The sequence below is a fragment of the Azospirillum sp. B2RO_4 genome, assembly GCF_051124815.1.
Lineage (GTDB): Bacteria > Pseudomonadota > Alphaproteobacteria > Azospirillales > Azospirillaceae > Azospirillum.
Genome location: NZ_CP118485.1, coordinates 729437 through 752880 on the forward strand (window position 1 = coordinate 729437; position 23444 = coordinate 752880).

19 protein-coding genes are annotated in these 23444 nt (G+C 66.1%); 11 read left to right on the forward strand and 8 right to left on the reverse strand.

Features of this window, described 5'->3' with window-relative positions:
• Window positions 1-121 precede the first annotated feature (121 nt).
• The 10 genes from zapE to PWS46_RS03410 all read left to right on the forward strand — a co-directional run bounded on the left by zapE (window position 122) and on the right by PWS46_RS03410 (window position 13161).
• A complete protein-coding gene (zapE, locus tag PWS46_RS03365; RefSeq protein ID WP_434618027.1) occupies window positions 122-1294 on the forward strand; it encodes a cell division protein ZapE in 1173 nt (390 codons plus the stop codon).
• Window positions 1295-1484: 190 nt separating this feature from the next.
• Window positions 1485-5030, forward strand: coding sequence for a type I restriction-modification system endonuclease (hsdR, locus tag PWS46_RS03370; protein ID WP_434618030.1), 3546 nt, complete (start codon window positions 1485-1487; stop codon window positions 5028-5030).
• Between the two features lie 27 nt (window positions 5031-5057).
• Window positions 5058-5462 carry a hypothetical protein gene (locus PWS46_RS03375; RefSeq protein WP_434618033.1) on the forward strand — a complete coding sequence of 135 codons (405 nt, stop codon included), beginning with the start codon at window positions 5058-5060 and terminating at the stop codon, window positions 5460-5462.
• Between the two features lie 10 nt (window positions 5463-5472).
• The gene (locus PWS46_RS03380) at window positions 5473-6924 is read left to right on the forward strand and encodes an N-6 DNA methylase (RefSeq protein WP_434618036.1); all 1452 of its coding nucleotides are present in this window, start codon (window positions 5473-5475) and stop codon (window positions 6922-6924) included.
• Window positions 6921-8417 (forward strand): restriction endonuclease subunit S, encoded by a 1497-nt coding sequence (locus tag PWS46_RS03385; RefSeq protein WP_434618039.1) that lies wholly within the window; start codon window positions 6921-6923, stop codon window positions 8415-8417. The genes PWS46_RS03380 and PWS46_RS03385 overlap by 4 nt, the downstream gene beginning before the upstream one ends.
• 56 nt (window positions 8418-8473) lie before the next feature.
• Window positions 8474-9523 (forward strand): restriction endonuclease, encoded by a 1050-nt coding sequence (locus PWS46_RS03390; protein WP_434618042.1) that lies wholly within the window; start codon window positions 8474-8476, stop codon window positions 9521-9523.
• Window positions 9524-9643: 120 nt separating this feature from the next.
• Complete coding sequence (locus PWS46_RS03395; RefSeq protein ID WP_434618045.1) at window positions 9644-10345, forward strand: hypothetical protein; 702 nt, start codon at window positions 9644-9646, stop codon at window positions 10343-10345.
• 109 nt (window positions 10346-10454) lie between these two features.
• Window positions 10455-10667 carry a helix-turn-helix transcriptional regulator gene (locus PWS46_RS03400; RefSeq protein ID WP_434618047.1) on the forward strand — a complete coding sequence of 71 codons (213 nt, stop codon included), beginning with the start codon at window positions 10455-10457 and terminating at the stop codon, window positions 10665-10667.
• Window positions 10667-10936 (forward strand): hypothetical protein, encoded by a 270-nt coding sequence (locus PWS46_RS03405; protein WP_434618050.1) that lies wholly within the window; start codon window positions 10667-10669, stop codon window positions 10934-10936. The genes PWS46_RS03400 and PWS46_RS03405 overlap by 1 nt, the downstream gene beginning before the upstream one ends.
• Entirely contained in the window at window positions 10933-13161 is a 2229-nt protein-coding gene (locus PWS46_RS03410) for an AAA family ATPase (protein WP_434618053.1), read from the forward strand. The genes PWS46_RS03405 and PWS46_RS03410 overlap by 4 nt, the downstream gene beginning before the upstream one ends.
• A gap of 361 nt (window positions 13162-13522) precedes the next feature.
• On the opposite strand, the gene PWS46_RS03415 is transcribed toward PWS46_RS03410, so the two are convergent.
• Window positions 13523-14854, reverse strand: a complete 1332-nt coding sequence (locus PWS46_RS03415; RefSeq protein ID WP_434618056.1) for a tyrosine-type recombinase/integrase — start codon at window positions 14852-14854, stop codon at window positions 13523-13525.
• Between the two features lie 494 nt (window positions 14855-15348).
• Between PWS46_RS03415 and PWS46_RS03420 the strand changes: the two genes are divergently transcribed.
• Window positions 15349-15807, forward strand: a complete 459-nt coding sequence (locus tag PWS46_RS03420; RefSeq protein WP_434618059.1) for a hypothetical protein — start codon at window positions 15349-15351, stop codon at window positions 15805-15807.
• A 44-nt stretch (window positions 15808-15851) separates the two neighbouring features.
• Here PWS46_RS03420 and lipA read toward each other — a convergent pair whose 3' ends face one another.
• The 7 genes from lipA to PWS46_RS03455 all read right to left on the reverse strand — a co-directional run bounded on the left by lipA (window position 15852) and on the right by PWS46_RS03455 (window position 23268).
• On the reverse strand, window positions 15852-16775 hold the full coding sequence (lipA, locus tag PWS46_RS03425; protein WP_434618062.1) for a lipoyl synthase: 924 nt from the start codon (window positions 16773-16775) through the stop codon (window positions 15852-15854).
• Window positions 16775-17887 carry a 2,3-butanediol dehydrogenase gene (locus PWS46_RS03430; RefSeq protein WP_434618065.1) on the reverse strand — a complete coding sequence of 371 codons (1113 nt, stop codon included), beginning with the start codon at window positions 17885-17887 and terminating at the stop codon, window positions 16775-16777. Before PWS46_RS03430 ends, lipA begins: the two co-directional genes overlap by 1 nt.
• Window positions 17888-17926: 39 nt before the next feature.
• A complete protein-coding gene (locus PWS46_RS03435) occupies window positions 17927-18712 on the reverse strand; it encodes a glucose 1-dehydrogenase (protein ID WP_434618068.1) in 786 nt (261 codons plus the stop codon).
• 87 nt (window positions 18713-18799) lie between these two features.
• Window positions 18800-19924 carry an acetoin dehydrogenase dihydrolipoyllysine-residue acetyltransferase subunit gene (locus tag PWS46_RS03440; RefSeq protein WP_434618071.1) on the reverse strand — a complete coding sequence of 375 codons (1125 nt, stop codon included), beginning with the start codon at window positions 19922-19924 and terminating at the stop codon, window positions 18800-18802.
• Between the two features lie 190 nt (window positions 19925-20114).
• Complete coding sequence (locus PWS46_RS03445) at window positions 20115-21146, reverse strand: alpha-ketoacid dehydrogenase subunit beta (RefSeq protein WP_434618074.1); 1032 nt, start codon at window positions 21144-21146, stop codon at window positions 20115-20117.
• 35 nt (window positions 21147-21181) lie between these two features.
• On the reverse strand, window positions 21182-22165 hold the full coding sequence (locus PWS46_RS03450) for a thiamine pyrophosphate-dependent dehydrogenase E1 component subunit alpha (protein ID WP_434618077.1): 984 nt from the start codon (window positions 22163-22165) through the stop codon (window positions 21182-21184).
• A gap of 32 nt (window positions 22166-22197) precedes the next feature.
• The gene (locus tag PWS46_RS03455) at window positions 22198-23268 is read right to left on the reverse strand and encodes an ATP-NAD kinase family protein (RefSeq protein ID WP_434618080.1); all 1071 of its coding nucleotides are present in this window, start codon (window positions 23266-23268) and stop codon (window positions 22198-22200) included.
• Between the last annotated feature and the right edge of the window lie 176 nt (window positions 23269-23444).

Here is a 23444-nt window from a genome sequence, read left to right on the forward strand (position 1 = left end):
GCGTCGACGGCATGTGGCGCCACCCTGCCATTCCCCGCCCGCCATCCTGTCGGCGGTTGCCGGGAGCGGCTCCATCCGCTAGGTAAGGGACCATCTTGGCAGCCGGATCGCCCATATTCCCATGACCGACGGACCGCTTTCGCTCTACCGCGCCCGCCGCGGCAGCGGCACGCTTCGCCCCGATCCCGACCAGGAACTGGCGGCGGAGAAGTTCCAAAGCCTGTACCAGGCGCTGAAGGGCTATCAGCCGCAACCCGCCGGCGACGACAGGCCGGCCGGGGGAGGGTGGCTGGAACGGTTCGGTCTGGGCCGCCGCCGCGCCGCGCCGCCGCCGCCGGACATCGCCTCCACCGCGCCACAGGGGCTGTACATCTACGGCAGCGTCGGACGCGGCAAGTCGATGCTGATGGACCTGTTCTATGAGACCGCTCCGGTCGACAAGAAGCGGCGCGTCCATTTCCACGAATTCATGCTGGAGATCCACCAGCGCATCCACGACCACCGCCAGTCCGGCAAGGGAAAAGGCGACGGCCCCGACGAGGCGCTGCCCGAACTGGCCCGCGCGCTCGCCGACGAGGCATGGCTGCTCTGCTTCGACGAGTTCCACGTCACCAACATCGTCGACGCGATGATCCTGGGCCGGCTGTTCACCAACCTGTTCGATCTGGGCGTGGTGGTGGTGGCGACCTCCAACTGGCCGCCGGATATGCTGTACAAGGACGGGCTCCAGCGCGAGCTGTTCCTGCCCTTCATCGCACTTCTGAAGGAAAAGCTGGACATCCTGTCGCTGGACGGCCCGACCGACTACCGGCTGGACCGCTTGAAGGGCGTGCCGATCTACCACCACCCGCTGGGTGCCGCATCGGATGCCGCCCTCGCCAAGGCCTTTTCCGACCTGACCGGCGGTGTATCGGGCGAGCCCTGCAGCCTGACGGTGCAGGGCCGCCGCGTCGAGATCGACCGCGCCGCCAAATGCGTGGCCTGGGTCGATTTCTGGGACCTGTGCGGCAAGCCGCTGGGGGCGGCCGACTATCTGGCCATCGCCACCCATTTCCACACGGTGCTGATCAACCACGTTCCGACCATGAAGGACGAACTGCGCAACGAGGCCAAGCGCTTCATGACGCTGATCGACGCGCTGTACGAGCACAAGGTCAACGTCGTCATCGCCGCCGAAGGCCCGCCGGAGCGCCTCTACCCGGAAGGCACCCACGCCTTCGAATTTGAACGGACGGTGAGTCGCCTCATGGAGATGCAGAGCGAGGACTACCTCCGGCGCCAGCATTTGACTTAGGTTTTCGGGGCCGCAACGCGCACGGTGTCACAGCCGTGTCACGGCAGAGGGAGGGTGCCCCTCGGTGACGCCGCGCCCCCGCCTCTGATGCGCCGACCATTCCGGCCCCGACATGACCCAACCGCAGGTCGACACAGCAAGGTGACAGGGTCCGCCTCGACGTGTAAGCTCAGGCGCTTGCATGAGGTGAATGGTGAGCCGGTCAGCCAACTTCAGCTTCCTCGCGAAACACAGCATCCAGCTTGAACGGCTTGGTGCGCTCGGCGAGCGCTTCTTCGCGGACGACGCCAACACCGCGATCCTCAAGATGCGGCAGTTCGCCGAGCTGCTGGCCCAGCTGACGGCCGCCAAGCTCGGCATGTGGACATCGCCGGAGGAGACGCAGGACCAGCTGCTACGCCGGTTGCGCGACCGTGGCGCGCTGCCGCGCGAGGTCGGCGACCTCTTCCACTACATCCGCAAGACCGGCAACGCGGCGAACCATGACCTTGCCGGCGATCAGGCGATGGCGCTGTCCTGCCTGAAGCACGGCCGCACGCTGGGCGTCTGGTTCCATTGCACCGTGACCGGCGACCGCGCTTTCAACCCCGGCCCCTTCGTGCCGCCGCGCGATCCACGCGCCGAGAGCGCCGCCATGAAGGCGGAGCTGGACCGGCTGCGCGGCGAACTCCAGGCGCAGCAATCGGCCCATGAGCGCATGGCGGCCGAAGCCCAAGCGGAAGCCGAGCGCCGCCTGACCGCGGAGGAACGCGCCGCCCAGGCCGAGGCGGACCGGCTGGAATGGGAGCGGCTGGCCCAGCAGGTCGAGGCCGACCGTGCCCGGCTGGAAGCCGAACTGCTGACCAGCGTCCAGGCACAGGCCGCCGCTATGCCGGCGCTGGCCATCCAGCAGGCCGTCGAGCTGGCGCAGGAGGTCGGGCAGGGCATCGACCTGGACGAGCGTGAAACCCGCCGCCTGATCGATGCCCAGCTTCGCGAAGCCGGCTGGGAAGCCGACAGCGAGACGCTGAGCTATGCCGCCGGCACCTGCCCGCAGAAGGGCCGCAACCTCGCCATCGCCGAATGGCCCACGGCGGATGGGCGGGCCGATTACGCCTTGTTCGTCGGTCTGACCATCGTCGGCATGGTCGAGGCGAAGCGCCGCAACACCAACGCCTCCGAATACATCGAGTGGGCGGCCCGCTACAGCCGCGGCTATGTCCGCCGGGCTGATGAGGCGCCGCCGTCCGAAGGGCCGTGGGGGGAGGGCGACGCGCGCTACCCGGTGCCCTTCCTTTTCTCGACCAACGGCCGCCCCTTCCTGCGCCAGTTCGAGGAGCTGTCGGGCGTCTGGTTCCGCGACGCCCGCCACCCGCACAACCATGCCAAGGCGCTCGACGGCTGGTACACCCCGGCCGGCCTGCTGGAGGCGCTGCGCAACGATCCGCGGGCCGCGCAGGACCGTCTTGCCCGCGACCCCTTCGGCTATAACTTTCCGCTGCGCGACTATCAGGAGCGGGCCATCCGCGCCGTCGAGGCCGCCATCGGCGCCGGCCGGCGCGACATCCTGGTCGCCATGGCCACCGGCACCGGCAAGACCAAGACCTGCATCGCGCTCGTCTATCGCCTGCTGAAGGCGCAGCGCTTCCGCCGCATCCTGTTCCTGGTCGACCGCACCGCGCTGGGCGAGCAGGCCGGCAACGCGTTCAAGGAAACGCGTATGGAGCAGCAGCAGGTCTTCGCCGACATCTTCCAGGTCAAGGAGCTGGGCGACATCGTCCCGGACGCGGAAACCAAGCTCCACATCGCGACGGTCCAATCCCTGGTCCGCCGCATCCTGGACGGCGATGCGCCGCCGCCCATCGACGAGTACGACTGCATCGTCGTCGACGAATGCCATCGCGGCTATCTGCTCGACCGCGAAATGGGGGACGAGGAGCTGAGCTTCCGCGACCAGGGCGACTACATCTCCAAGTACCGGCGCGTGCTCGACCGCTTCGACGCCGTGAGGATCGGCCTGACTGCGACCCCGGCCCTGCACACCGTCGACATCTTCGGCGAGCCGGTGATCCACTACACCTACCAGGAGGCCGTCATCGACGGCTGGCTGGTCGATCATGAGCCGCCCATCCGCGCCCATACCGCCCTCAGCCAGGAGGGCATCCATTGGGACGCCGGGGCGGCGGTGGACGTGCTGGACACCCGCACCGGCCAGCTCGACCTGATCCACCTGCCGGACGAGGTCCGCTATGACGTCCAGGACTTCAACCGCCGCGTCCTGACGCGCGACTTCAACCGGGTCATCGCCGAATGGCTGGCCGGTCACATCGACCCCAGCCTGCCGGGCAAGACGCTGGTCTTCTGCGCGACCGACCTGCATGCTGAAACGATGGTCGGCGCGCTGCGGACGGCCTTCGCCGACCGCTATGGCGGCATCGACAATGACGCCGTCGCCAAGATCACTGGGCGGTCGGACGACCCGATGCGGCAAATCCGCCGCTTCAAGAACGAGGAGCTGCCGAAGGTCGCCGTCACCGTCGACCTGCTGACGACCGGCATCGACGTGCCGGAAATCGTCAATCTGGTCTTCGTTCGCCGGGTCAACAGCCGCATCCTGTACGAGCAGATGATCGGCCGCGGCACCCGCCTGTGCGAGGATCTGTTCGGCCCCGGTCGCCACAAGACTGCCTTCCGCATCTTCGACGCCGTCGGTATCTATGCGGCGATGGAAGCCATGTCGCAGATGCGGCCGGTGGTCACCAACCCGAACATCACCTTTGCCACGCTAATGGAGGAACTGGCCGGGGCGACCGGCACACCCCTGCCGGCGCAGGTGCCGCCCCCTGCTCTTCCGCTGACCGGCTTCGCGGAGGAGGGGCAGGCCCCGTTCCTTGGCCCCGATGACGTGCCGGCTCCCACGCCGGAGGACCCCCAGGTCGCCGAGCGGCGTCGGCAGCAGGCGCGCTGGCTGGTCGGCCAGATCGTCGCCAAGCTGCACCGCAAGCGCCGCCGGCTGACCGAGGCGGGCGAGCGCCGCTTCCGCGACCTTGCCGGCACCGACTCCGAAACCTTCGTCCGCCGCCTGCGTGACGCGGCACCGGAGGAGGCCGCCCGTATCCTGATCGACCACCGGGCGCTGATGGAGTTGCTGGACACCCGCATCGGCGACGACCCGATCCATGTCCCGCTCTATGACGGCACCGACGAGTTCCGGCACGAGGAAACCGGCTACGGCGTCAACATCACCCGGCCGGAGGATTACATCGCCAGCTTCCGCCGCTATCTTGACGAGAACATGAACCGGGTACCGGCGCTGAATGCCGTCGCCAACGCCCCGCGCGAGCTGACCCGCGCCCAACTGCGCGAGGTCCGGCTGCTGCTGGAGCGTGACGGCTTCGGAGAGGCGGAATTGCGGGCGGCCTTCCGCGACATGGACAACGCCGACATCGCCGCCTCGGTGATCGGCTACATCCGCCGGGCGGCGCTGGGTGATGCGCTGGTGCCCTATGACGAACGGGTGGACCGGGCGATGCGGCGGGTGCTATCCAGCCGGCCCTGGACGAAGGCGCAACGCGACTGGCTGGAAAGGATCGCTCGGCATCTGAAGAAGGAGGTCGTTGTTGATCGTGACACGCTCGACCAGGGCGAGTTCCGCCAGCAAGGTGGCGGGTTTGCGCGGCTGGACCGGATGTTCGATGGGCAACTGGCGGAGCATCTGTCAAAGATCAATGAAGAGCTTTGGCAGGATGCAGGGTAAGTGCCCTCCGCTTCATTCGGATATGCGATGATGACAGCAGACATTGCCGAAAAGCTTGCCGACGAATTCGACCGCTCATCCTATCGGAAGGGCAGGGCCGTGTTGAACGCCTGGGGCGCATCGATGGACAACGGCCTGCACCATTTGCCGAATGGGGTGAGCGTGCCTGATGAGTGCGCGCCGGTTTATGCCACCGACCTGAACATGATTGCCCTTATCGAACGGCACGTCGGCATGTATGACGATTACTTCGAGGTCATGCATTGTGCCGGAGAATGGCGGGTCACCCGATCCGATGCCGCCAGCGAAAAGCCCAAGATCGACAGCGGTTATTGGGACACCGAAGCGGACGCCCGCGCCTTTGCGGTCGTTCTGCATGCATACGCGACGCGCAACGGCCTGCGCCGTTTGTCGAACTACTCCGAGGATTGATACGCGCGCCATGAACGCCACCAACGACATCGTCTCCAAGCTCTGGGGGCTGTGCCATATCCTGCGGGATGACGGCATCACCTATCACCAGTATGTGACCGAGCTGACCTACCTGATCTTCCTGAAGATGGCGGAGGAGACGGGGGCGGAGGAGCAGTTGCCGCCCGGCTACCGCTGGGGCGATGTCCGTGGCCGGCAGGGCGTTGAGCAGCTGACCTTCTACAAGGAGATGCTGATCCATCTCGGCACCTATGGCTCGGCGCAGGTCCAATCGATCTTCCAGAACGCCCAGACCAGCCTGCGCCAGCCGCGCATCCTCAAGGCGCTGGTCGAAGCGATCGAGGGGCTGGACTGGTACTCCGCCCGCCAGGAAGGGCTGGGCGACATGTATGAGGGTCTGCTGGAGCGCAACGCGACGGAGAAGAAGTCGGGCGCCGGCCAGTACTTCACCCCGCGCCCGCTGATCGACAGCATGGTCGCGCTGGTCAAGCCGCAGCCGGGCGAATATGTGCAGGATCCGGCGGCCGGCACCGGCGGCTTCCTGATCGCAGCCGACCGCTGGGTCAAGGCGCACACCAACGACCTGTGGGACCTGAAGTCGGAGGAGCAGTATTTCCAGCGCCACCATGCCTTCGTCGGCATGGAACTGGTGCCGGACGCCCATCGGCTCGGCCTGATGAACCTGATGCTGCACGATGTCACCGGCGACCTCCAACTGGGCGACGCCTTGTCGGAGCAGGGGGCGCGGCTGCCGAAGGTCAACGTCATGCTGACCAACCCGCCCTTCGGCACCAAGAAGGGCGGCGGTCTGCCGAGCCGCGACGACTTCACATACCCGACCTCGAACAAGCAGTTGGCCTTCCTCCAGCACATCTACCGCGGCCTGAAACCCGGCGGTCGGGCGGCCGTGGTGCTGCCGGACAATGTGCTGTTCGAGGACAACGCCGGCCGCGACATCCGCCGCGACCTGATGGAGAAGTGCGACCTGCACACCATCCTGCGCTTGCCGACCGGCATCTTCTACAGCCAGGGCGTCAAGACCAACGTTCTGTTCTTCACCCGCGGCCGCGGCGACAAGGGCAACACCGGCGAGGTCTGGGTCTATGACATGCGGTCCAACATGCCGCAGTTCGGCAAGACCCGCCCTCTGACCCGCGACCATTTCGCCGCCTTCGAGGCCGCCTACGGCGTCGACCCGCTGGGCAAGGCATCGCGCGTGGACGAGGGCGAGCAGGGCCGCTTCCGCCGCTTCACCCGCGAGCAGATCACCGCGCGCGGCGACAACCTGGACCTCACTTGGCTGCGCGACGAGAGCACCGAGACCGAGCTTCCCGAGCCGGACGTGATCGCCGCCGAAATCATCGATACCCTGCGCGTGGCGCTGGAGGAGATGGAGGCGCTGGCTGACCTGCTGGGGTGCGACGAGGTGGCGGATAGCGCCTTGGCGGAGGCCGCGGAATGAGCGGGCGGGAAATGCCGGCGGGCTGGACTCTGGCGACGCTAGCTGAATTGGGAGAGTTAGCTCGCGGAAAATCAAAGCATCGCCCGCGAAACGATTCAAAACTATTTGGTGATAAATACCCGTTTATTCAGACGGGGGACGTTTCTAATGCGCAGGGAGAAATAACGTCTGCAAAGATATTTTATAGCGATTTTGGCCTTAATCAGAGCAGGCTTTGGCCGAAGGGTACGCTTTGCATAACTATTGCTGCAAATATCGCGGAGACAGCTATTTTGGGATTCGACGCTTGCTTTCCCGACAGCGTAGTAGGGTTTCGTGGCGAGCATGCATGCGATACAAAGTACATATCGTATTACTTCCCAACAGTAAAAGGGGAGCTGCAGAAATTCGCGCCTGCCACAGCTCAGAAAAATATTAACCTTGAAACACTTAGCAATGTTGTGGTTCCGCTGCCACCCCTTCCCGAGCAATACCGCATAGTCGAGAAGATCGAAGCGCTGACCACCCGAGTGCGCCGGGCGCGTGAGGCGCTGGACACGCTGCCGGCCCTGATCGACCGCTACCGCCAATCCATCCTCGCCGCCGCCTTCCGTGGCGACCTGACGGCGGAGTGGCGCCAGCATCACGGGGCAGTGCCTGGAGCTAAGGAGATACGAGAGTCGTTGCGCGCGCAGGCCAATATCCTCGCCTCTGAAAAGCAACGCCCACGTAAGCGGTTAGAGACAGCGTTGGTAGATGACCGGCCGTCCATAAACCTTAGCGAATGTCCATCGTCATGGGCGATCATGACAATGGAAGAGGTCACCGATCCTACACGCCTAATTCAATATGGCATTCTTATGCCGGGGCCGGATGTTGCGGAAGGGGTTCCGTATGTAAAAGTTATGAATATACGGAACGACATGATAAATGTCGGCGACTTAAATAGAACGACTCGCGATATACATGATCAGTTCAGGCGTTCAGAGCTGAAAAAAAACGATGTTTTGTTGACAATTCGCGGAACGTTTGGTCGTGTTGCACTTGTCCCCTCCGAGCTAGAAGGCGGAAATATTACGCAAGATACTGCGCGTATGGCACCGTTGGCCGGTATAATGCCTGCATACATTGCGAATTATCTTCGCAGCCCGCCAGTGCAGCAATACCTCGCACGGGTTGCAAAAGGGGTGGCGGTTCGAGGCGTCAACATCGGTGACCTCCGTCCAATGCCTGTCCCCGTACCGCCGTATGAGGAGCAACTTGAAATCTGTCGGGAGCTGGCAAAAGCACTTGAAGCAGTCAAGCGCCTGGAGCGGTATGTCGAGTCGATAGCGTCACGGTGTTCCACTCTCGACCAATCCATCCTCGCCAAGGCGTTCCGGGGCGAACTGGTGCCGCAGGATCCGAACGACGAGCCGGCCTCCGTCCTGCTGGAGCGCATCCGCGCCGAATGCGCGGCGGCGGGACCAGCACCCCGCCGTGGGCGCCGACCGAAGGCGGCGGACGGCGGCTAACCGCATCCTGCCCGCCTTGCGCATCCCGCCGTTTCCCCGCCTGCAAGAGCCCCCGCATGCCCCCTAAAACCTGGATGGTCCGCGCAGGAAAGCGCGGCGCGCTGATCGACCGCTTCCGTACCGCCGGGCGGGTGGCCATCGGCTGGGCCGAGCTCGGCTCGCTGGCGGCGGTTGCCGACCGGCCGGCAATGGTGGCGCTTGTGCGGACCCGCTGGCCGGACTGGAACGTCTATGAGGTCGGCAACAATGCCGGCCAGCTCCACCGCTTCCGCAGCGACATCCAGGTCGGCGACCGCGTCATCTCCTATGACCCCGATGGCCGCGTCTATCATGTCGGCACCGTGACCGGCCCCTATGCCCATGAGCCGGCCTTCGACGCCGATTACCCCAATGTCCGGCCGGTGACCTGGGGCGGGTCGGTTCCGCGGGATGTGCTGGGCGTCTCCGCCAAGAACTCGCTGGGATCGGTCACCACCGTCTTCCAGGTGCCGGCGGAGACGGCCGCTGAAATCGACACAGCGCTGGCCGGCCCGGACGCTCCGGCGGCCAAGCAGGCGGGTGCCGTCGTGCAGGACGGTGCCGACCTCGACGCCGTCACCGTCGCCGACCCGACGGCGGAGGCCGCGGCCGAGCAGGACTTGTTCGAGGATCTGGAAGCTAAGGCGCTAGAATTCATCAAGGACCGGCTGGTGAAGCTCAGCCCGCGCGACATGGAGCTGTTCGTTGCCGGCCTGCTGCGGGCGATGGGCTACAAGACGCGCGTGTCGCCGGTCGGCCCCGATCGTGGCCGTGACATCTTCGCCTCGCCCGACGGGCTGGGGCTGGAGGACCCCCGCATCTTCGTCGAGGTCAAGCACCGCTCCGGCCCCATCGGTGCGCCGTCCGTGCGCTCGTTCCTCGGCGGCCGGCGCCCCGGCGACCGCGGCCTTTACGTCTCCACCGGCGGCTTTGCGCGCGACGCCAAGTACGAGGCCGACCGGGCGCCCATCCCCTTGTCGCTGCTGGACCTCGACGACCTCGTCGCCCTGGCGCTGGAGCATTACGACGGGCTGGACGTCGACTCCAAGCGCTTGCTGCCCCTGAAGCGCCTGTACTGGCCGGCATAGGCGCCCGCCCGCCGCCGACTCCCGCTTGTTCGTCTGTCGCATACGCCGATATGTTTGCCGCTGTCCGGTCAGCCTGCGCGCGGCTGGCGGCGTTCAACATGTGGGGTATGGGAAATGGCTGTGCGACCAGACGACCAAGCTGCGGGCGGGAGCAGCCATGACCAGCAGGGTGGCGAGTGGGACAAGGTCATCGCCGGCTGCGCTGCCGTTGTTGAGAAGGCGAAAGGCGAGTCGCTGACGGCCGTCGAGATGGACATGATGGTCAAGGGCGTCGGCGAGGCGATCAACGCCTACAGCACCTTGCATGAAGATCGCAGCGCCCAGGACCGCAAGCACCTTACGGAAACGGCCGAACTGATCGAAAAGCTGCTCCCGCTGCTGTGCGAGATGCAGGGATCGATGGCCCTGCATCGGGTCGAGCTGGCGGAGCGGTCGCAGGCGGAGGATGATGACAGCGCCGCGGATGACCTGAGCGCACCAAGCCGGTCCGCCTCATATCTGCGTGCCGCGATCGAGGCGCTAAGCGACCTGCAAGCCCCCATGGCCATTGCCATCGCCGCATTGGCCCATGAACGAGCCCAGAAGGGGCGCAAGCCCGATCATAGGTTCCTAGTGCTGGTCCATCACATGTCGGTCGTCTGGGAAAGGTTGCTGCCGGGGCAGAAGGCGGGGACCAGTTCCGTACCCGATTCCAACGACCGCGACGGTCCTTTCGTGCGCTTCATCGCGGAGACGGTGCCTCTGCTGTCCGGCTACGATGGGGTTCAGCTGGGCGGCAAAGTCAAAAATGCGTTGGAAGATCTGGCGAAGTTAGCTGGGTAGGGGAGTTAATGGCGCCAAAATCGGGGAATTAACTCCCCGTCCAGTCGCCAGGAGACGCCGGTAAATCAGTCCTGTCGCAATGGGCGACATCCAATCGACATGGATTGACATGAACACCAAGATCTACATGAACGAGGAGGAGGCGGCCAAGCTGCTCGGCCTGTCGCGCCGCACCCTCCAGCGCTTCCGCACCGAGGGCAACGGCCCGGCCTTCCTCCGCGTCGCCTCCCGCCGGATCATCTACGCCACCTCGGACATCAAGTCCTGGACCAAGCGCTGCCGCCAGGGCGGCGTCGCGGCCTTCCGCGGGGAGGGCAAGTGATGACCTCTCCGGCTTTCGTCGCTGGGTGGGAATTCAAGACCACCGATAACGACGACGTGATCTTCAACGGCAAGATGAGCCACCCGTCGTCGCGCCCGGCCGGCCAGGGCTGGGCCGAGAGCGAAGTCCGTATGCATACGACCGTCTGGGTCCGTAAGCGCTACCAACTGCTGGAAGATGTGGGGAAGCCCTTCCCGGAAGAGTTGACCCATTTCGAACTGGCGCTCCTGAAATCCGATGCCGCCTACGCTCGGGATTTCGCCAAATGAGCCACGAGGCTTCCCACAACTTCGTCGAGACGGCCGCCATCAAGGCGGCCGTTTTGCATCACGAGCAGGCCGTCCTGGCCGCTCTCCGCATCAACTGGCAAGCCGGACGCGGCCCGCACATCGACTGCCCCTACCCGGACCACGGCGGCAAGAACGATTTCCGCTGGGACGACCAGCAGGCGAAGGCGTTCTGCTCCTGCCGTAACGCCCATGACATCTTCGACGTGGTGCGGGGCATGACCGGCGCCGATTTCGCGGCCGCCAAGCTCTTCGTCGCCGAAACCATCGGCCGCTCCGACCTCATCCGGGGGAAGTCCGACCGTCAGGGCACCCATCGCCGCGTTGAGGACCTCCTCGCCCCGCCGGACGGCAATCGCGACGACAGCTTGCCGCTGACCTATCTGGCGCACCGCCTCCGTGTGCCGGCCTGCGACGTCCTGATGCCCTCCACGCGGTTCGCTGGCCACAAGGCGCTGGGCTACTACGACCCGCCGCCCGTCGGCAGCGCGAAGCCCGTCCTCGTGGCCCAGCCGCCCTGCGCCGTCTACGAAACCGTGGCTGCTGACGGCCGTGTCCACGCAATGCGCATCTACCTCGCCGAAGACGGGTACGGAAAGGCCGACTTGGGCGGGCGCGATCCGAAGAAGTCTGTCCGCGTGCCGGAAGGCTCGACCAGCACCTCCGGCTGTGGCGTCGTCTGGGGCGATGCGAAGGTCGCCGAGCACGTCTATGTGTGCGAGGGGATCGAAACCGGTGCCGCAATCGCCTACGCCATGACGCCAGCGATCGGTATCGGCCATGTCGCCGTCGTGGCGGCCATCTCGGCCGGCGGCATGGAAGCGTTCCGGCCGTGGCCGGCGACCAAGCTGGTCACGGTGGCTGCCGACCGCGATGAAGGGGCTGCGCTGGGCAAGCAGCCCAGCCGCCGCGGAGAGATGGCTGCACGCAAGCTCGGCCTGTCCTTGCGTGATCGTGTGCCGGTCAGCATCGCCCTGCCGGGCGGTGCTGGCGAGAAGGTCGACTGGCTGGACATCCATGTTCGGGACGGCGCGGACGCCGTGCAGCGCGGCCTGGATGCGGCGGTGCCGTTCGTGCCGACCGCCGAAGAAGCGGGCAAGGCGCCTTCCTCCAATCAGGAAGGGGCGCGGAACACGAAGCTGACGCGGCTCCGGTTCTCGGAGTTGCATGCCCGCATCGACACCGATGACTTTGTGCAGGGGCTGCTGACGACGACCGCCTTGTCGGTCTTCTACGGCGACTCCAACGCCGGCAAGACCTTCGTCGTCCTCGACTTGGCCCTGCATATCGCGCTGGGCTGGCCCTGGCACGGACGGCGCGTCGAGCGAGGGGGCGTCGTCTATGTCGCGGCTGAAGGCGGGAGCGGTGTCCTCAACCGCATCGAGGCGTTCAAGCGCCATCACGACCTCGCGCCGAACCTTGAGGTGCCCTTCAGCTTGGTGCCCAGCCCGGTGAACCTGTTGGACCCTGAGGCCGATGTCGAGGAACTGATCGCTCTCATCCAGGGCGAAGCGGCCGGCTTGGGCGAGCCGGTCAAGCTGGTCGTGATCGACACCCTCTCCCGTGCGCTGGCCGGCGGCAACGAGAATGCCAGCGAGGACATGGGGGCACTGGTCATGAATGTGGATCGCATCCGCAAAGAGACGGGCGCACACCTGCTGCTCATCCACCATTGCGGCAAGGATGCGGCCAAGGGCGCCCGCGGCCACTCCCTCCTGCGGGCTGCCACGGATACGGAGGTCGAGATTGCGCGCTCCGAAAGCGCGAAGGGCGGGGCGATCACCGTCACCAAGCAGCGCGACCTGCCGATCCCTGCGCCGTTCGGCTACGGCTTGAAGACGATCGAGCTTGGGGTCAACCGCCACGGGGAGACGGTCACGAGTTGCGCCGTTGAGCCGTGCGAGCATCAGGGCGCAGCCGGTCGCCGGAAGAAGAAGTCCGACATCATGCTCCACCTTCAGGCATTGAAGAACGTCATTGCCGCGAAGGGTATCGTCGTGAGCAGCCGGGATGTCGCCTCGGTGCCCAGCGTGTCGACCGCAGATTTTCATGAAATGCTGAAGTCTCAGTCTCTGGTGGGTGCGGAAAAAAAGGACACCGAAAACCAGCAGGTGCGGCGCATCATTTATGGGCTTTGCCAAGAGAACTGGGCAGCGACGGGCGGGCGGCGCATCTGGCTTTGCAATCCGGAAGAGCTGTCGGCTTAGGGCATCTTCGATCGTGGTCACCGACATCAAGACAAGACGCAAAAAATGTCTGGTTGTCGTGATGTCGTCCCGCCGTCCTTCAGCGGAGGGATAGACGACACGACGACAGCACCCTAAGGGGTGTCGTCTTGTCGTTACCCAGATGGGACCTGCATCGGACTGGCATCCACCAGCAGGAACCACCCAAAAGCTGCTCTGGAATTTCACCAAAACAACACTGACTTAATGTTATTTGATTGGCCGGATGAGCAACTGCAGCCGGTCGGCTGCCCGGCAAATCCGGCAGCAGGGTCCCTGGCAGGACAGCCATAGCTTCGCAGCCCTATAAGCCCGCTGCCGTTTATGGCCTAGCAATTGCCCCTTACCGCCCGGTCAGTGCGACCACCTTGTCCGTCGCCTTCGCCGCTACCCGTGCCCGTTCCAGGATCCATGTCTCGGCGGTCGTAAGCGCTTCAAGCATCTGCTTTTGCCGGCGGCTGCGGTCATAGACGCGACTGGTCACATCGGCGCCTGCATGGCCGAGGATGCGCTTCTGAACCGCCTCAACGACATCGCGCTCACCCAGGATGCTGGCCAGCGTGCGGCGCAGATCATGCGTGGTCCACTTGCGCCCCTCCGCATCGCGATGGCCCAGCTTATCGGCCAGTTGCGACGCGGCGTAGCCCAGCCCGCTTACCGTCAGGCAATCGACGGACTTCCCGCTCGGTGTCGGGAATAGCTGACCGTGCTTCGCCTGCTTCTGCCGTCGGCGGACGATGCTCAGGGCCAACGGCGGAAGAGGGATGTCTCGGCGCGCCGCGGCGGTCTTGCCACCCCGGGAGGCGATCCGAAGAACGGTCATGCCGGTTTCCGGGTCATCGACAACGTCCTCAATCATGAGGGCCGTCACCTCGCCGCCACGCAGCCCCAGCAGCAGCGCCAGCGCCATTGCATCAATGGTGCCCCTGTCGGACGGGCGATGGCCGTTATCCTGCCGGTCGTAGAAGGTTTTTCCGTCCAGCAGGCCGAGGGCGAAGGCAACGCTGCCGAGTTCCTGGTCGGACAACACGCGGTCGCGTGGCTGTTCCGCGGCGACCGACACCAGCAGGCGATCGGCCTCACCGCGGCGGACCAGCCAGCCCTTATCCTCCAGGAACCGCCACATCGCCGTGATGACACTGGCCAGCCTGCGGGCTTGGACCCCCTTCTGCTTGGCCTTCAGCTGGCGCTTCGCCTCCTGCTCGACGACGGCCGAGAGCATGGCGCGGTCCACGTCCTGCAGGGACAGCTTGCCCAGCTTCGGCAGCAGGTAGAGGGTCAGGAGGCGCGAGCGTTCCGACACATAGCTCTTGGCCCGGCCGCCGGCTTCAAGATGGTCGCTGTAGAGCTTTGCGGCTGCCGCGACCGTCTTGGGTTTCCCGGTCCCCAGAGAGGAGCGGGCCGCCACTGCCATCGGATCGCGACCGGTTCGCGCCTCCGAGCGAATGCGTACCGCCTCACCGCGGGCGGCGGACAGTGATACGGCAGGATAGGCTCCGAGCGGGATGCGCCGCTGAAGGCCGGTCCCGCCATCCTCGCTCTTGACCCGCACACGGAGATACCAGGACTTCACGCCCTTCGCCGTGACCTGCAACTCCAGCCCACCGCCATCGGACAGTACGAGGCGATCGCCCGTTTTGACGCGCGCGTTGCGGATCGTCGTGTCGGTAAGCAAGTTCAACGTCACCCCCTACGCCCCGTCTGTGACACGGGTCGTTCCGTGTCACAGGCGGTGTCACACCAGATATTGGCTGCACGCTTCCGCTTGTGGCGAGAGGTGTCATCTAGGGGCGCAGTATGGCGAGACGGTCAGATGACTGTCAAGTGTCACAAAATCGCGATGATATGAGAAAAATCAGCTGATTAAGTGCGGTGGTGCTAGCGAAGCCTCAGGCTTGGTGCGGGATTGGGTATGCCGGCGAGCCGATCAAGAAATAGAGGACATTACTGCTGGAGATGCAGAGCGAGGACTACCTGCAGAGGCAGCATTTGACGTAAGCGGGACTTCGCCCGGCCAAAAAGCTGTAATCCGCTTCGGCTTATCGCTTTCCGGGCGGTTGGCCTGTCGGGTTCGATGCGGTTCTCGCGAAATCGTCCTATGACGTGGATTATTTTGTATCGGCGCCCTGTTCGTGTCGATTGAAAGCAATCCACGGCGGGGCATTCACCATGAAGGCGCGTTTTATTGTGCTCGGCTGCCTGCTGGCGGTCGGGATGGCTGGTTGCGGCCCACGTTTCGAGACGACGACGACCTATTTCTCGCCGGTCAGCGAGGCGGGAAAGATCTGTGTCGCCCAATGCAAGCAGGCGCAATCCATCTGCGATTCGGCGAGGGAGCTGGCTCTTCAGACCTGCCGGGCCGAGGGGCTGACCCGCGCCCATGCCGATTATCGAGCCTATCTCAAGTCACTGCCCAAGGATTTCAACAAGAAGAAGATGAAGACGCTCAGTGATTTCGAGCGGGAAATCAGCTGTTCCAGCGGTCTTTCCTGTGGAAGCGATTACGACAGCTGCTTCAAGTCCTGCGGTGGCCGGATCGAGCAGCAGACCTATTGCGTCAGCGACTGCAAGCTGATGAAGCCGCCGCAGCCGGACGGGGTCGCGGTCGGGCCGAAGCGCGCGCTCTGATACCGGCAGTCATCGGCGAAGACCGCCGGTATCGGGAGCGATGCTCACTCCTTGGCAACTGTCGCCCGCCGCCGCAACTCCTCGAAGTCGCGGCCGGCGTGGTGGGAGGAGCGGGTCAGCGGGGTCGCCGACACCATCAGGAAGCCCTTGGCCCGCGCCACCATGCCGTAGCGCTCGAACTCCTCCGGCGTGACGTGGCGGGCGACCGGGTGATGGTTGGGGGTGGGGCGGAGATACTGGCCGATGGTCAGGAAATCGACGCCCGCCGCCCGCAGGTCGTCCATCACCTGCAACACCTCCGCCGGCTCCTCGCCCAGACCGACCATGATGCCGGACTTGGTGAAAATCGACGGATCGCGTTCCTTCACCCGCTCCAGCAGGCGCAGCGAGCCGTAATAACGCGCCCCCGGCCGCACATCGGCATAGAGCCGCGGCACGGTTTCCAGATTGTGGTTGTAGACGTCGGGGCGGGCATCGGCGACCGTCTCCACCGCGCCGGCCTTGTTGCGGAAATCAGGGGTCAGCACCTCCACCGTCGTGGTGGGGGAGGTGTCGCGCAGGCGGCGGATGCAGCGGGCGAAATGCGCGGCACCACCATCGGCCAGGTCGTCGCGGTCGACCGAGGTGATGACGACATGGGCGAGGCCCAGTTCGCCCACCGCCTCGGCCAGCCGGTCGGGCTCGTGGGGGTCGAGCGCGTCCGGCCGGCCGGTGGCGACGTTGCAGAAGGCGCAGGCCCGCGTGCACACGCTGCCCAGGATCATCACCGTGGCGTGCCGCTTGCTCCAGCATTCGCCGATGTTGGGGCAGGCGGCCTCCTCGCAGACCGTGTTCAGGCCGTGGCGGCGGACCAGGGACTGCGTGTCCTCGAACGCCGCCCCGCCGGGCGCGCGGGCGCGGAGCCAGGCCGGCTTTTCGGCCCGATGCTCCGGGCGGGCGGGCTTCATGTGCATCGCGGGCAGGGCCATCAGTGGACGAGCTCCGGCTGTTCGGCCGCGGCAAGCGCCGCCTGCGGCTGCACGATGATCTTCACGTTGCGGTCCTTGTGGGCGACCAACTCCTCGAAGCCGCCGCTGACGATGTCGTCGAGCGTGATGCGGCCCGTGATCAGCGGCTGCACGTCGATGCGGCCGTCGGCGATGAAGCGGATGACGTCGGCGAACTCGCCGTTGTAGGCCAGCGAGCCGATGACCTGCTTCTCGGTGGCGACGATCTCGAAGAAGTTGAAGGAGCTGGGTTCCTCGAAGATGCCGACCAGCACCGCCTTGCCGGCCTTGCGGATCACGTCGATGGCGAGCTTCGCGGTGTCCTTGTGCCCGATGCATTCGAACGACACGTCGGCGCCGTAACCGCCGGTCAGCGCCTTCACTTCCGCCACGGCGTCGCACTCCTTGGGGTCGAGCACGATGCTGGCGCCGACCTCCAGCGCCTTCGCCTTGCGGGCGGCGGACATCTCCAGGACGATGATCCGGCCGGCGCCGGCCGCCTTGGCGCACATGATGGTGCAGAGGCCGATGGTGCCGGCACCGACCACCACCACCGTCTCACCGACGATGCTGCCGGCCTTCTTCACCGCATGCATGCCGACCGCCAGCGGCTCGATCAGGGCGCCGGCCTCGGTCGGGAAGCCGTCGGGCAGCTTGTAGAGCAGTTCGGCCGGGACGTTGACCAGGCTGGCGAAGGCGCCGTTGTTCATCAGGCCGGTGAAGGCCAGCTTCTCGCAGATGTTGTACATGCCGTGCTTGCAGTAATAGCACTCGCCGCAATGCTGGCAGGCGTCGGCCGCCACCCGGTCGCCGACGGCAAAGCCGGTGACGCCCTCGCCCAGCGTCGCGATCTCGCCGCTGAACTCGTGACCGAGGATGCACTGGCCCTTCAGCCCGGTCAGCGGGTGGGGGGTATCGACGGGGATGAAGACCGGGCCGGCGACATACTCATGCAGGTCCGATCCGCAGATGCCGCACCAATGTACCTTGATCTGCACCCAGCCGGCGGGCGGGGCGCCCGGCAGCGGCACGTCCTCGACCCGGATGTCCTTGCGGCCATGCCAGACGGCGGCCTTCATCGAAGTGGCACTCATGGTGTTGTCCTCCGGATTTTTGTTATGGGCGTGGGGCGGTCAGGCGAAGACCATCCCGCCATCGACCAGCAGGGACTGGCCGGTCATGAAGTCGCTGTCGGACGAGGCGAGGAAGCGGGCGACGCCGACCAGATCGTCGGGCCGCGATGGCCGGCCCAGCACGGCGCCGGCGGCGAACATGTCGAAGGCCTCGTTCTCGGACTTGGTGATGCCGGTGTCGCGGAAACCCTGGTCGATGATCTTCCACATCTCGGTCGCCACCACGCCGGGACAGATGGCGTTGGCGGTGATGCCGTCCTTGCCGAAGCCGCGGGCGGCGGCCTGGGTCAGCGCCACCACGGCGAACTTGCTGGCGGAGTAATGGGCCAGCGGCTCGTAGCCCTGCTTGCCGGCGATGGAGGCGGTGTTGACGATCTTGCCGCCGCCACCCTGCTTCTTGAACGTCTTGATCGCCTCCTGCATGCCGATCAGCACGCCCATCGCGTTGACGTCGTTGACCGTGTGCCAATCGTCCTCGGTGATGTCGAGGAAGGGTTTGGTCTGGGCGATGCCGGCATTGTTGAAGATCACGTCGAGCCGGCCATGGACTTTCACCGTCTCGTCGATCATGCGGCGGACGGCGGCGCGGTCGCGGACGTCGACCGTCACGGCGATTGCCGCACCGCCGGCCGCGCGGATGGCCTCGGCCACCTGTTGGGCGTCAGCCTCCGTGCGGTCGGCGATGGTGAGCTTTGCACCGTCGGCGGCGAGCGCCTTGGCGATGGTGGCGCCGATGCCGCGGCCGGCGCCGGTGACGATGATGCTCTTGTCCTTGAGATCAGGCATGAGCGGTCTCCTGCCGGCGCGCGAACGGTCGGCCGCACGCCGGTGGCGAGGGGTTCGGAATGGATCAAAGACGAGGCCGGTCGGGCCTCAGTTCGCCTTGGCGATGTGGTCCTTGAGCAGCGCGTTCACTTTGCCGGCCGCCTCCATCTGCACCATGTGGCCGGCGCCGGGGATGACGGCGACCTGTGCCGTGTTGGCCAGCGCCTGGGCGTGATCGGCGGGGATGACGCGGTCCTCTTCGCCCCACACCACCAGTGTCGGCGTGCTGGCATCCGCGATCCCGGATGCCAGCACGCTGGCCTGCCGGCCCTCGGCGAACAGCGACGCCGACAGCGCCCGCAGCGCCTCGTCGACGCCGTCCAGCCGCTTGTACTTCAAGAGGTCGTCAACCATCTGGCGGCTGACAAGGCCACGGTCGGCGAACAGCGTCTCCAGGACCGGTTTCAGGTCGCGGCGCGATGTCGCACCGACGAAGCCCTGGATGTAGCCGTGGTCGATCTGCTCGCCCAGGCCGGCCGACGCGATCAGCGACAGCGACGCCACCCGGCCCGGCGCGTCGAGCGCCGTGCGCATCGACACCGCGCCACCCATCGAATGGCCGACGAAATGGGCGCGCTCCACTCCGACCGTATCGAGGAAGCCCAGCACCGCCTTCGAAAGGCCGGACAGGCTGGCGTCGGCGATCCGCTTGTTCGACTGGCCGTGACCGGGCAGGTCGAGTGCATAGACGGTGGCTTTTTCCGCCAGCGCGTCGATGGTGAACAGCCAGTTGTCGAGATCGCCGCCGAAGCCGTGGACCAGCAGGACCGTTGGCCCATTCTCCCCACGCTTGGCGTAGCGGATGGTGCCGGCCGGCGTTTCGGCGGTGTGGTATTGCGGACCGGCCTCGGCCTCGCCGTCGTCTTCGCTGGCGGGGACGGCATAGGCGTTGATGAAGGCGTCGATGTCGTCGTCCGGCACGTCGGGTTCGGCCAGCACGGCGATCAGCGCCTTGACCGGATAGACGGTGCCGGCTTCGCCCAGCACGCGGCGCAGCACGCCGGTCTCTCCCGCCTCGACCACGTTGGTGATCTTGTCGGTCTCGACCTCCAGCAGCTCATCGCCGATGGAGATGGTGGATCCCGGCCGCTTCAGCCAGCCGGTGACCTTGCCCTCCGACATGGACAGGCCCCATTTCGGCATGACGATGGGCTTGATGCGCTCGTTCAACATGTGGTTCAGGCTCCTGGGGAATGCTTTTTTGATTGGCAGCGGGTGCCGCCCCGCAGTTCTTTGCCCCCACCCCGACCCTCCCCCGCTGGGCGGGGGAGGGGGATTGGCGCTTGTTCGGGAATGGGGCGGAGTTCCCTCCCCTGCGAAGCGGGGGAGGGTTAGGGAGGGGGCAATCAGGCCGACGCCTACCTCACGCCGCGATGCTGCGCGCGCCCTTGGGCGACAACGTACGCCGCACGGCGCTGGCGATGCTGTCGGCGCTGGGGACGTACAAATCCTCCAGCGACGGGGCGAAGGGCACCGGGGTGTGCGGCGCCGTCACCATCTGGATGCCGGCCTTCAACGCGCCGAAGGCGTTCTGCCCGACGAAGGCGGCGATGTCGGTGGCGAGGTTGCAGCGCGGATGCGCCTCGTCCACCACCACCAGCCGGCCCGTGCGCTCGACACTCTCGATGATGGTGTCCCAATCGATCGGCGACAGGGTGCGCAGGTCGATCACCTCGGCCTCGGTGCCGTCCTTCGCCAGAGTGGTCGCCGCCTCCATCGCGCGGTGGACGGTCAGGCCATAGCTGACGATGGTCACGTCGTCGCCGTCGCGCAGGACGTTCGCCTCGCCGAAGGGGATGGCGTAGCTCTCGGCCGGAACCTCGCATTCCAGGCCGTAGAGGTTCTTGTGCTCGCAGAAGATCACCGGGTCGTTGTCGCGGATCGACTGGATCAGCAGGCCCTTGGCGTCATAGGCGTTGCTGGGGCAGACCACCTTCAGGCCCGGAATGTGGGTGAACAGGGGGGTGAGCATCTGCGAATGCTGGGCTGCGGCGCGGAAGCCGGCGCCGACCATGCCGCGGATCACCACCGGCGTCTCGGCCTTGCCGCCGAACATGTAGCGGAACTTGGCAGCCTGGTTGAAGATCTGGTCGAAGCAGACGCCCATGAAGTCCAGGAACATCAGCTCCGCCACCGGGCGCAGCCCGCAGGCGGCGGCGCCGATGGCCGCGCCGATATAGGCGGATTCCGACAGCGGCGTGTCCATCAGCCGGTCGCCATGCTTGGCGTACAGCCCCTTGGTGACGCCCAGCACGCCGCCCCAGGCGTCTTCCTCGCCCTGGGCGCCGGTGCCGCCGACGATGTCCTCGCCCATGACGATGACGGTGGGATCGCGGCGCATCTCCAGGTCCAGGGCCTCGTTGATCGCCTGCTTCATGCTGATCTTGCGGGACATGTGTTTCCTCCGCGTTTGGCGTTTCTTGGATGGGCTCAGTAGGAGACGTAGACGTCGCGCAGCAGGTCTTCCGCCACCGGCAGCGGGGCGTCCTTGGCGGCACGCACGGCGTCCTCGATCAGCGCGTTCACCTCGCGGTCGATGGCCTGCAGTTCGTCGCGGCCGATCACCCCGGCCTCGATCACCCGTTCCGACAGGATGGTCAGGCAGTCACGGGACGCGCGGATCGCCTCCAGTTCGCCCTTGGCCCGGTAGGTCTGGGCGTCGCCTTCGAAATGGCCGTAGAAGCGAACCATGTTGCATTCCAGCAGCGCCGGGCCGCCGCCGTCGCGGGCGCGGCGGATGATCTCGCCGGCCGCCTCGTACACCGCGAAGAAGTCGGTGCCGTCCACCGTGACGCCCGGCATGCCGAAGCCGGTGGCGCGGTCAACATAGCTATCGCAGGACACCGCCCATTCCATCGCCGTGGATTCGGCGTAGCCGTTGTTCTCCACCACGAAGACCACCGGCAGGTTCCACACCGCGGCGAGGTTCAGGCTCTCCAGGAAGGTGCCCTGGTTGGACGCGCCGTCGCCGACGAAGGTGATGCCGACGCCGCGGTCGCCGCGCACCTTGGCCGCCAGCGCGGCGCCGCAGATCAGCGGAGCGCCGGCACCCAGGATGCCGTTGGCGCCCATCATGCCCTTGGACAGGTCGGCGATGTGCATCGACCCGCCCTTGCCCCGGCAGGCGCCGGTGCTGCGGCCGTAGATCTCCGCCATCATCGCATGGACGTCGACGCCCTTGGCGATGCAGTGGCCGTGGCCGCGGTGGGTGGAGGCGATGCGGTCGTTGTCGTTCAGGTGCATCATGATGCCGGTGGCGCAGGCCTCCTCGCCGGCATAGAGGTGGACGAAGCCGGGGATGTCGCCCTTGGCGAAATCGACGTGCAGCCGCTCCTCGAACTCGCGGATCGTCCGCATGGTGCGGTAGGCCTTCAGCAGCTCGTCCTTGCCGAGGGGAAAGGGATTCTGGGCCATGAGGTGTTTTCTCCCTGATTGATGTTTGGTGGTTAGAAGGCGGCGGTGACGGGCACCGGGGTGCCGGTCAGCAGCCGGTTGGTCAGCAGCCGGTTCTGGCCGGCGTGCCGCATGACTGCGGCGACGTTGACCGTGCGGAAGGCGTCGTCCCTGAGCGTCAGGGACAGACGGTCGCGTTCGCTGAAGGACAGTTCGCGCTCTCCATCCAGCGCGATGGAGCCGGCGGTGACCTCCGGCACGAAGGCCACGTCGGCCGGCATGCGGCGCCAGTCGGTGATGCCGACCCGGGCCATCATCCCGGGCGCGATGGGGGCGTGGAGCGTGGTGGCGGCCTTGCGGCAGTCGCCGTCCGGCGACAGGCGCACCATCAGCCCGCCGCTCTCGTCGCGCCCGACGGGTTCCAGCAGGCCGGCGATGGCCGACATGCCGATCACCTCCGGGTCGGCGAAGGTGACGTAGAGTTCGCGGAAATTCTCGGTCCGCCACAGGGCGCGGGCGCCGATGTAGCGCTCCATCACCAGCGCCACATCGACCAGCGCCATCTCGGTGACGGCCCCGCCATTCAGCGAGACGTCGATGCGCTTGTTGGCGGCGAAGGCGATGTGCGGCGGTACCCGGCCGGTGACCGCCAGCCCGGTGGCGAGCCCGGTGATCGTCGGCTCGCGATGTTCGGGGAAGGCGTTGTTGGTGCCGGTGGAGATGCCGGCGATCGGCACCGTTCCGCATTCCGCCGCCACCGCCCGGTGGGTGCCGTCGCCGCCCAGCACAACCAGGGCCGAGACCCCCGCCCGCCGCATCTCGGCGGTGGCGCGATGGGTGTCGGCGACCGTGCCGGTGATCGGCATGGCGACGGGGTGGAGAGCGGGATAGATGTCCTCGCCACGCGAGCGGGCCCGCATCATGCCGCGCTCGACATGGGCGCGGATGCCGCCATTCTCCGGCATCATCAGGACGTCGCGCACGCCGCAGGCATGCAGCGCCGCCAGCACCCGCAGCAGGATGTTCGCCCGGTCGGCGATCTGCAGGCTGGTGGCGTTGGCGACGACCCGGCGGATGTCGCGGGCGGATACCGGATTGGCGACGATGCCGACGACCGGAGCCAAGATTGCGCCTCCCCCTCGTTGCGGCGCGCCGTTGATCGACGCGCGGTTCGAAGGGGTAAGAGCAACCGCCGTGCCAGATGGTCAGTTCAGCGGATTTTCTTGATTTTCAACGGTTCGAGGCGATGCGGCGGGGTGGGGCGTTGCAACAGGTGTTGCACGGACTGTTGCGCCGCCGG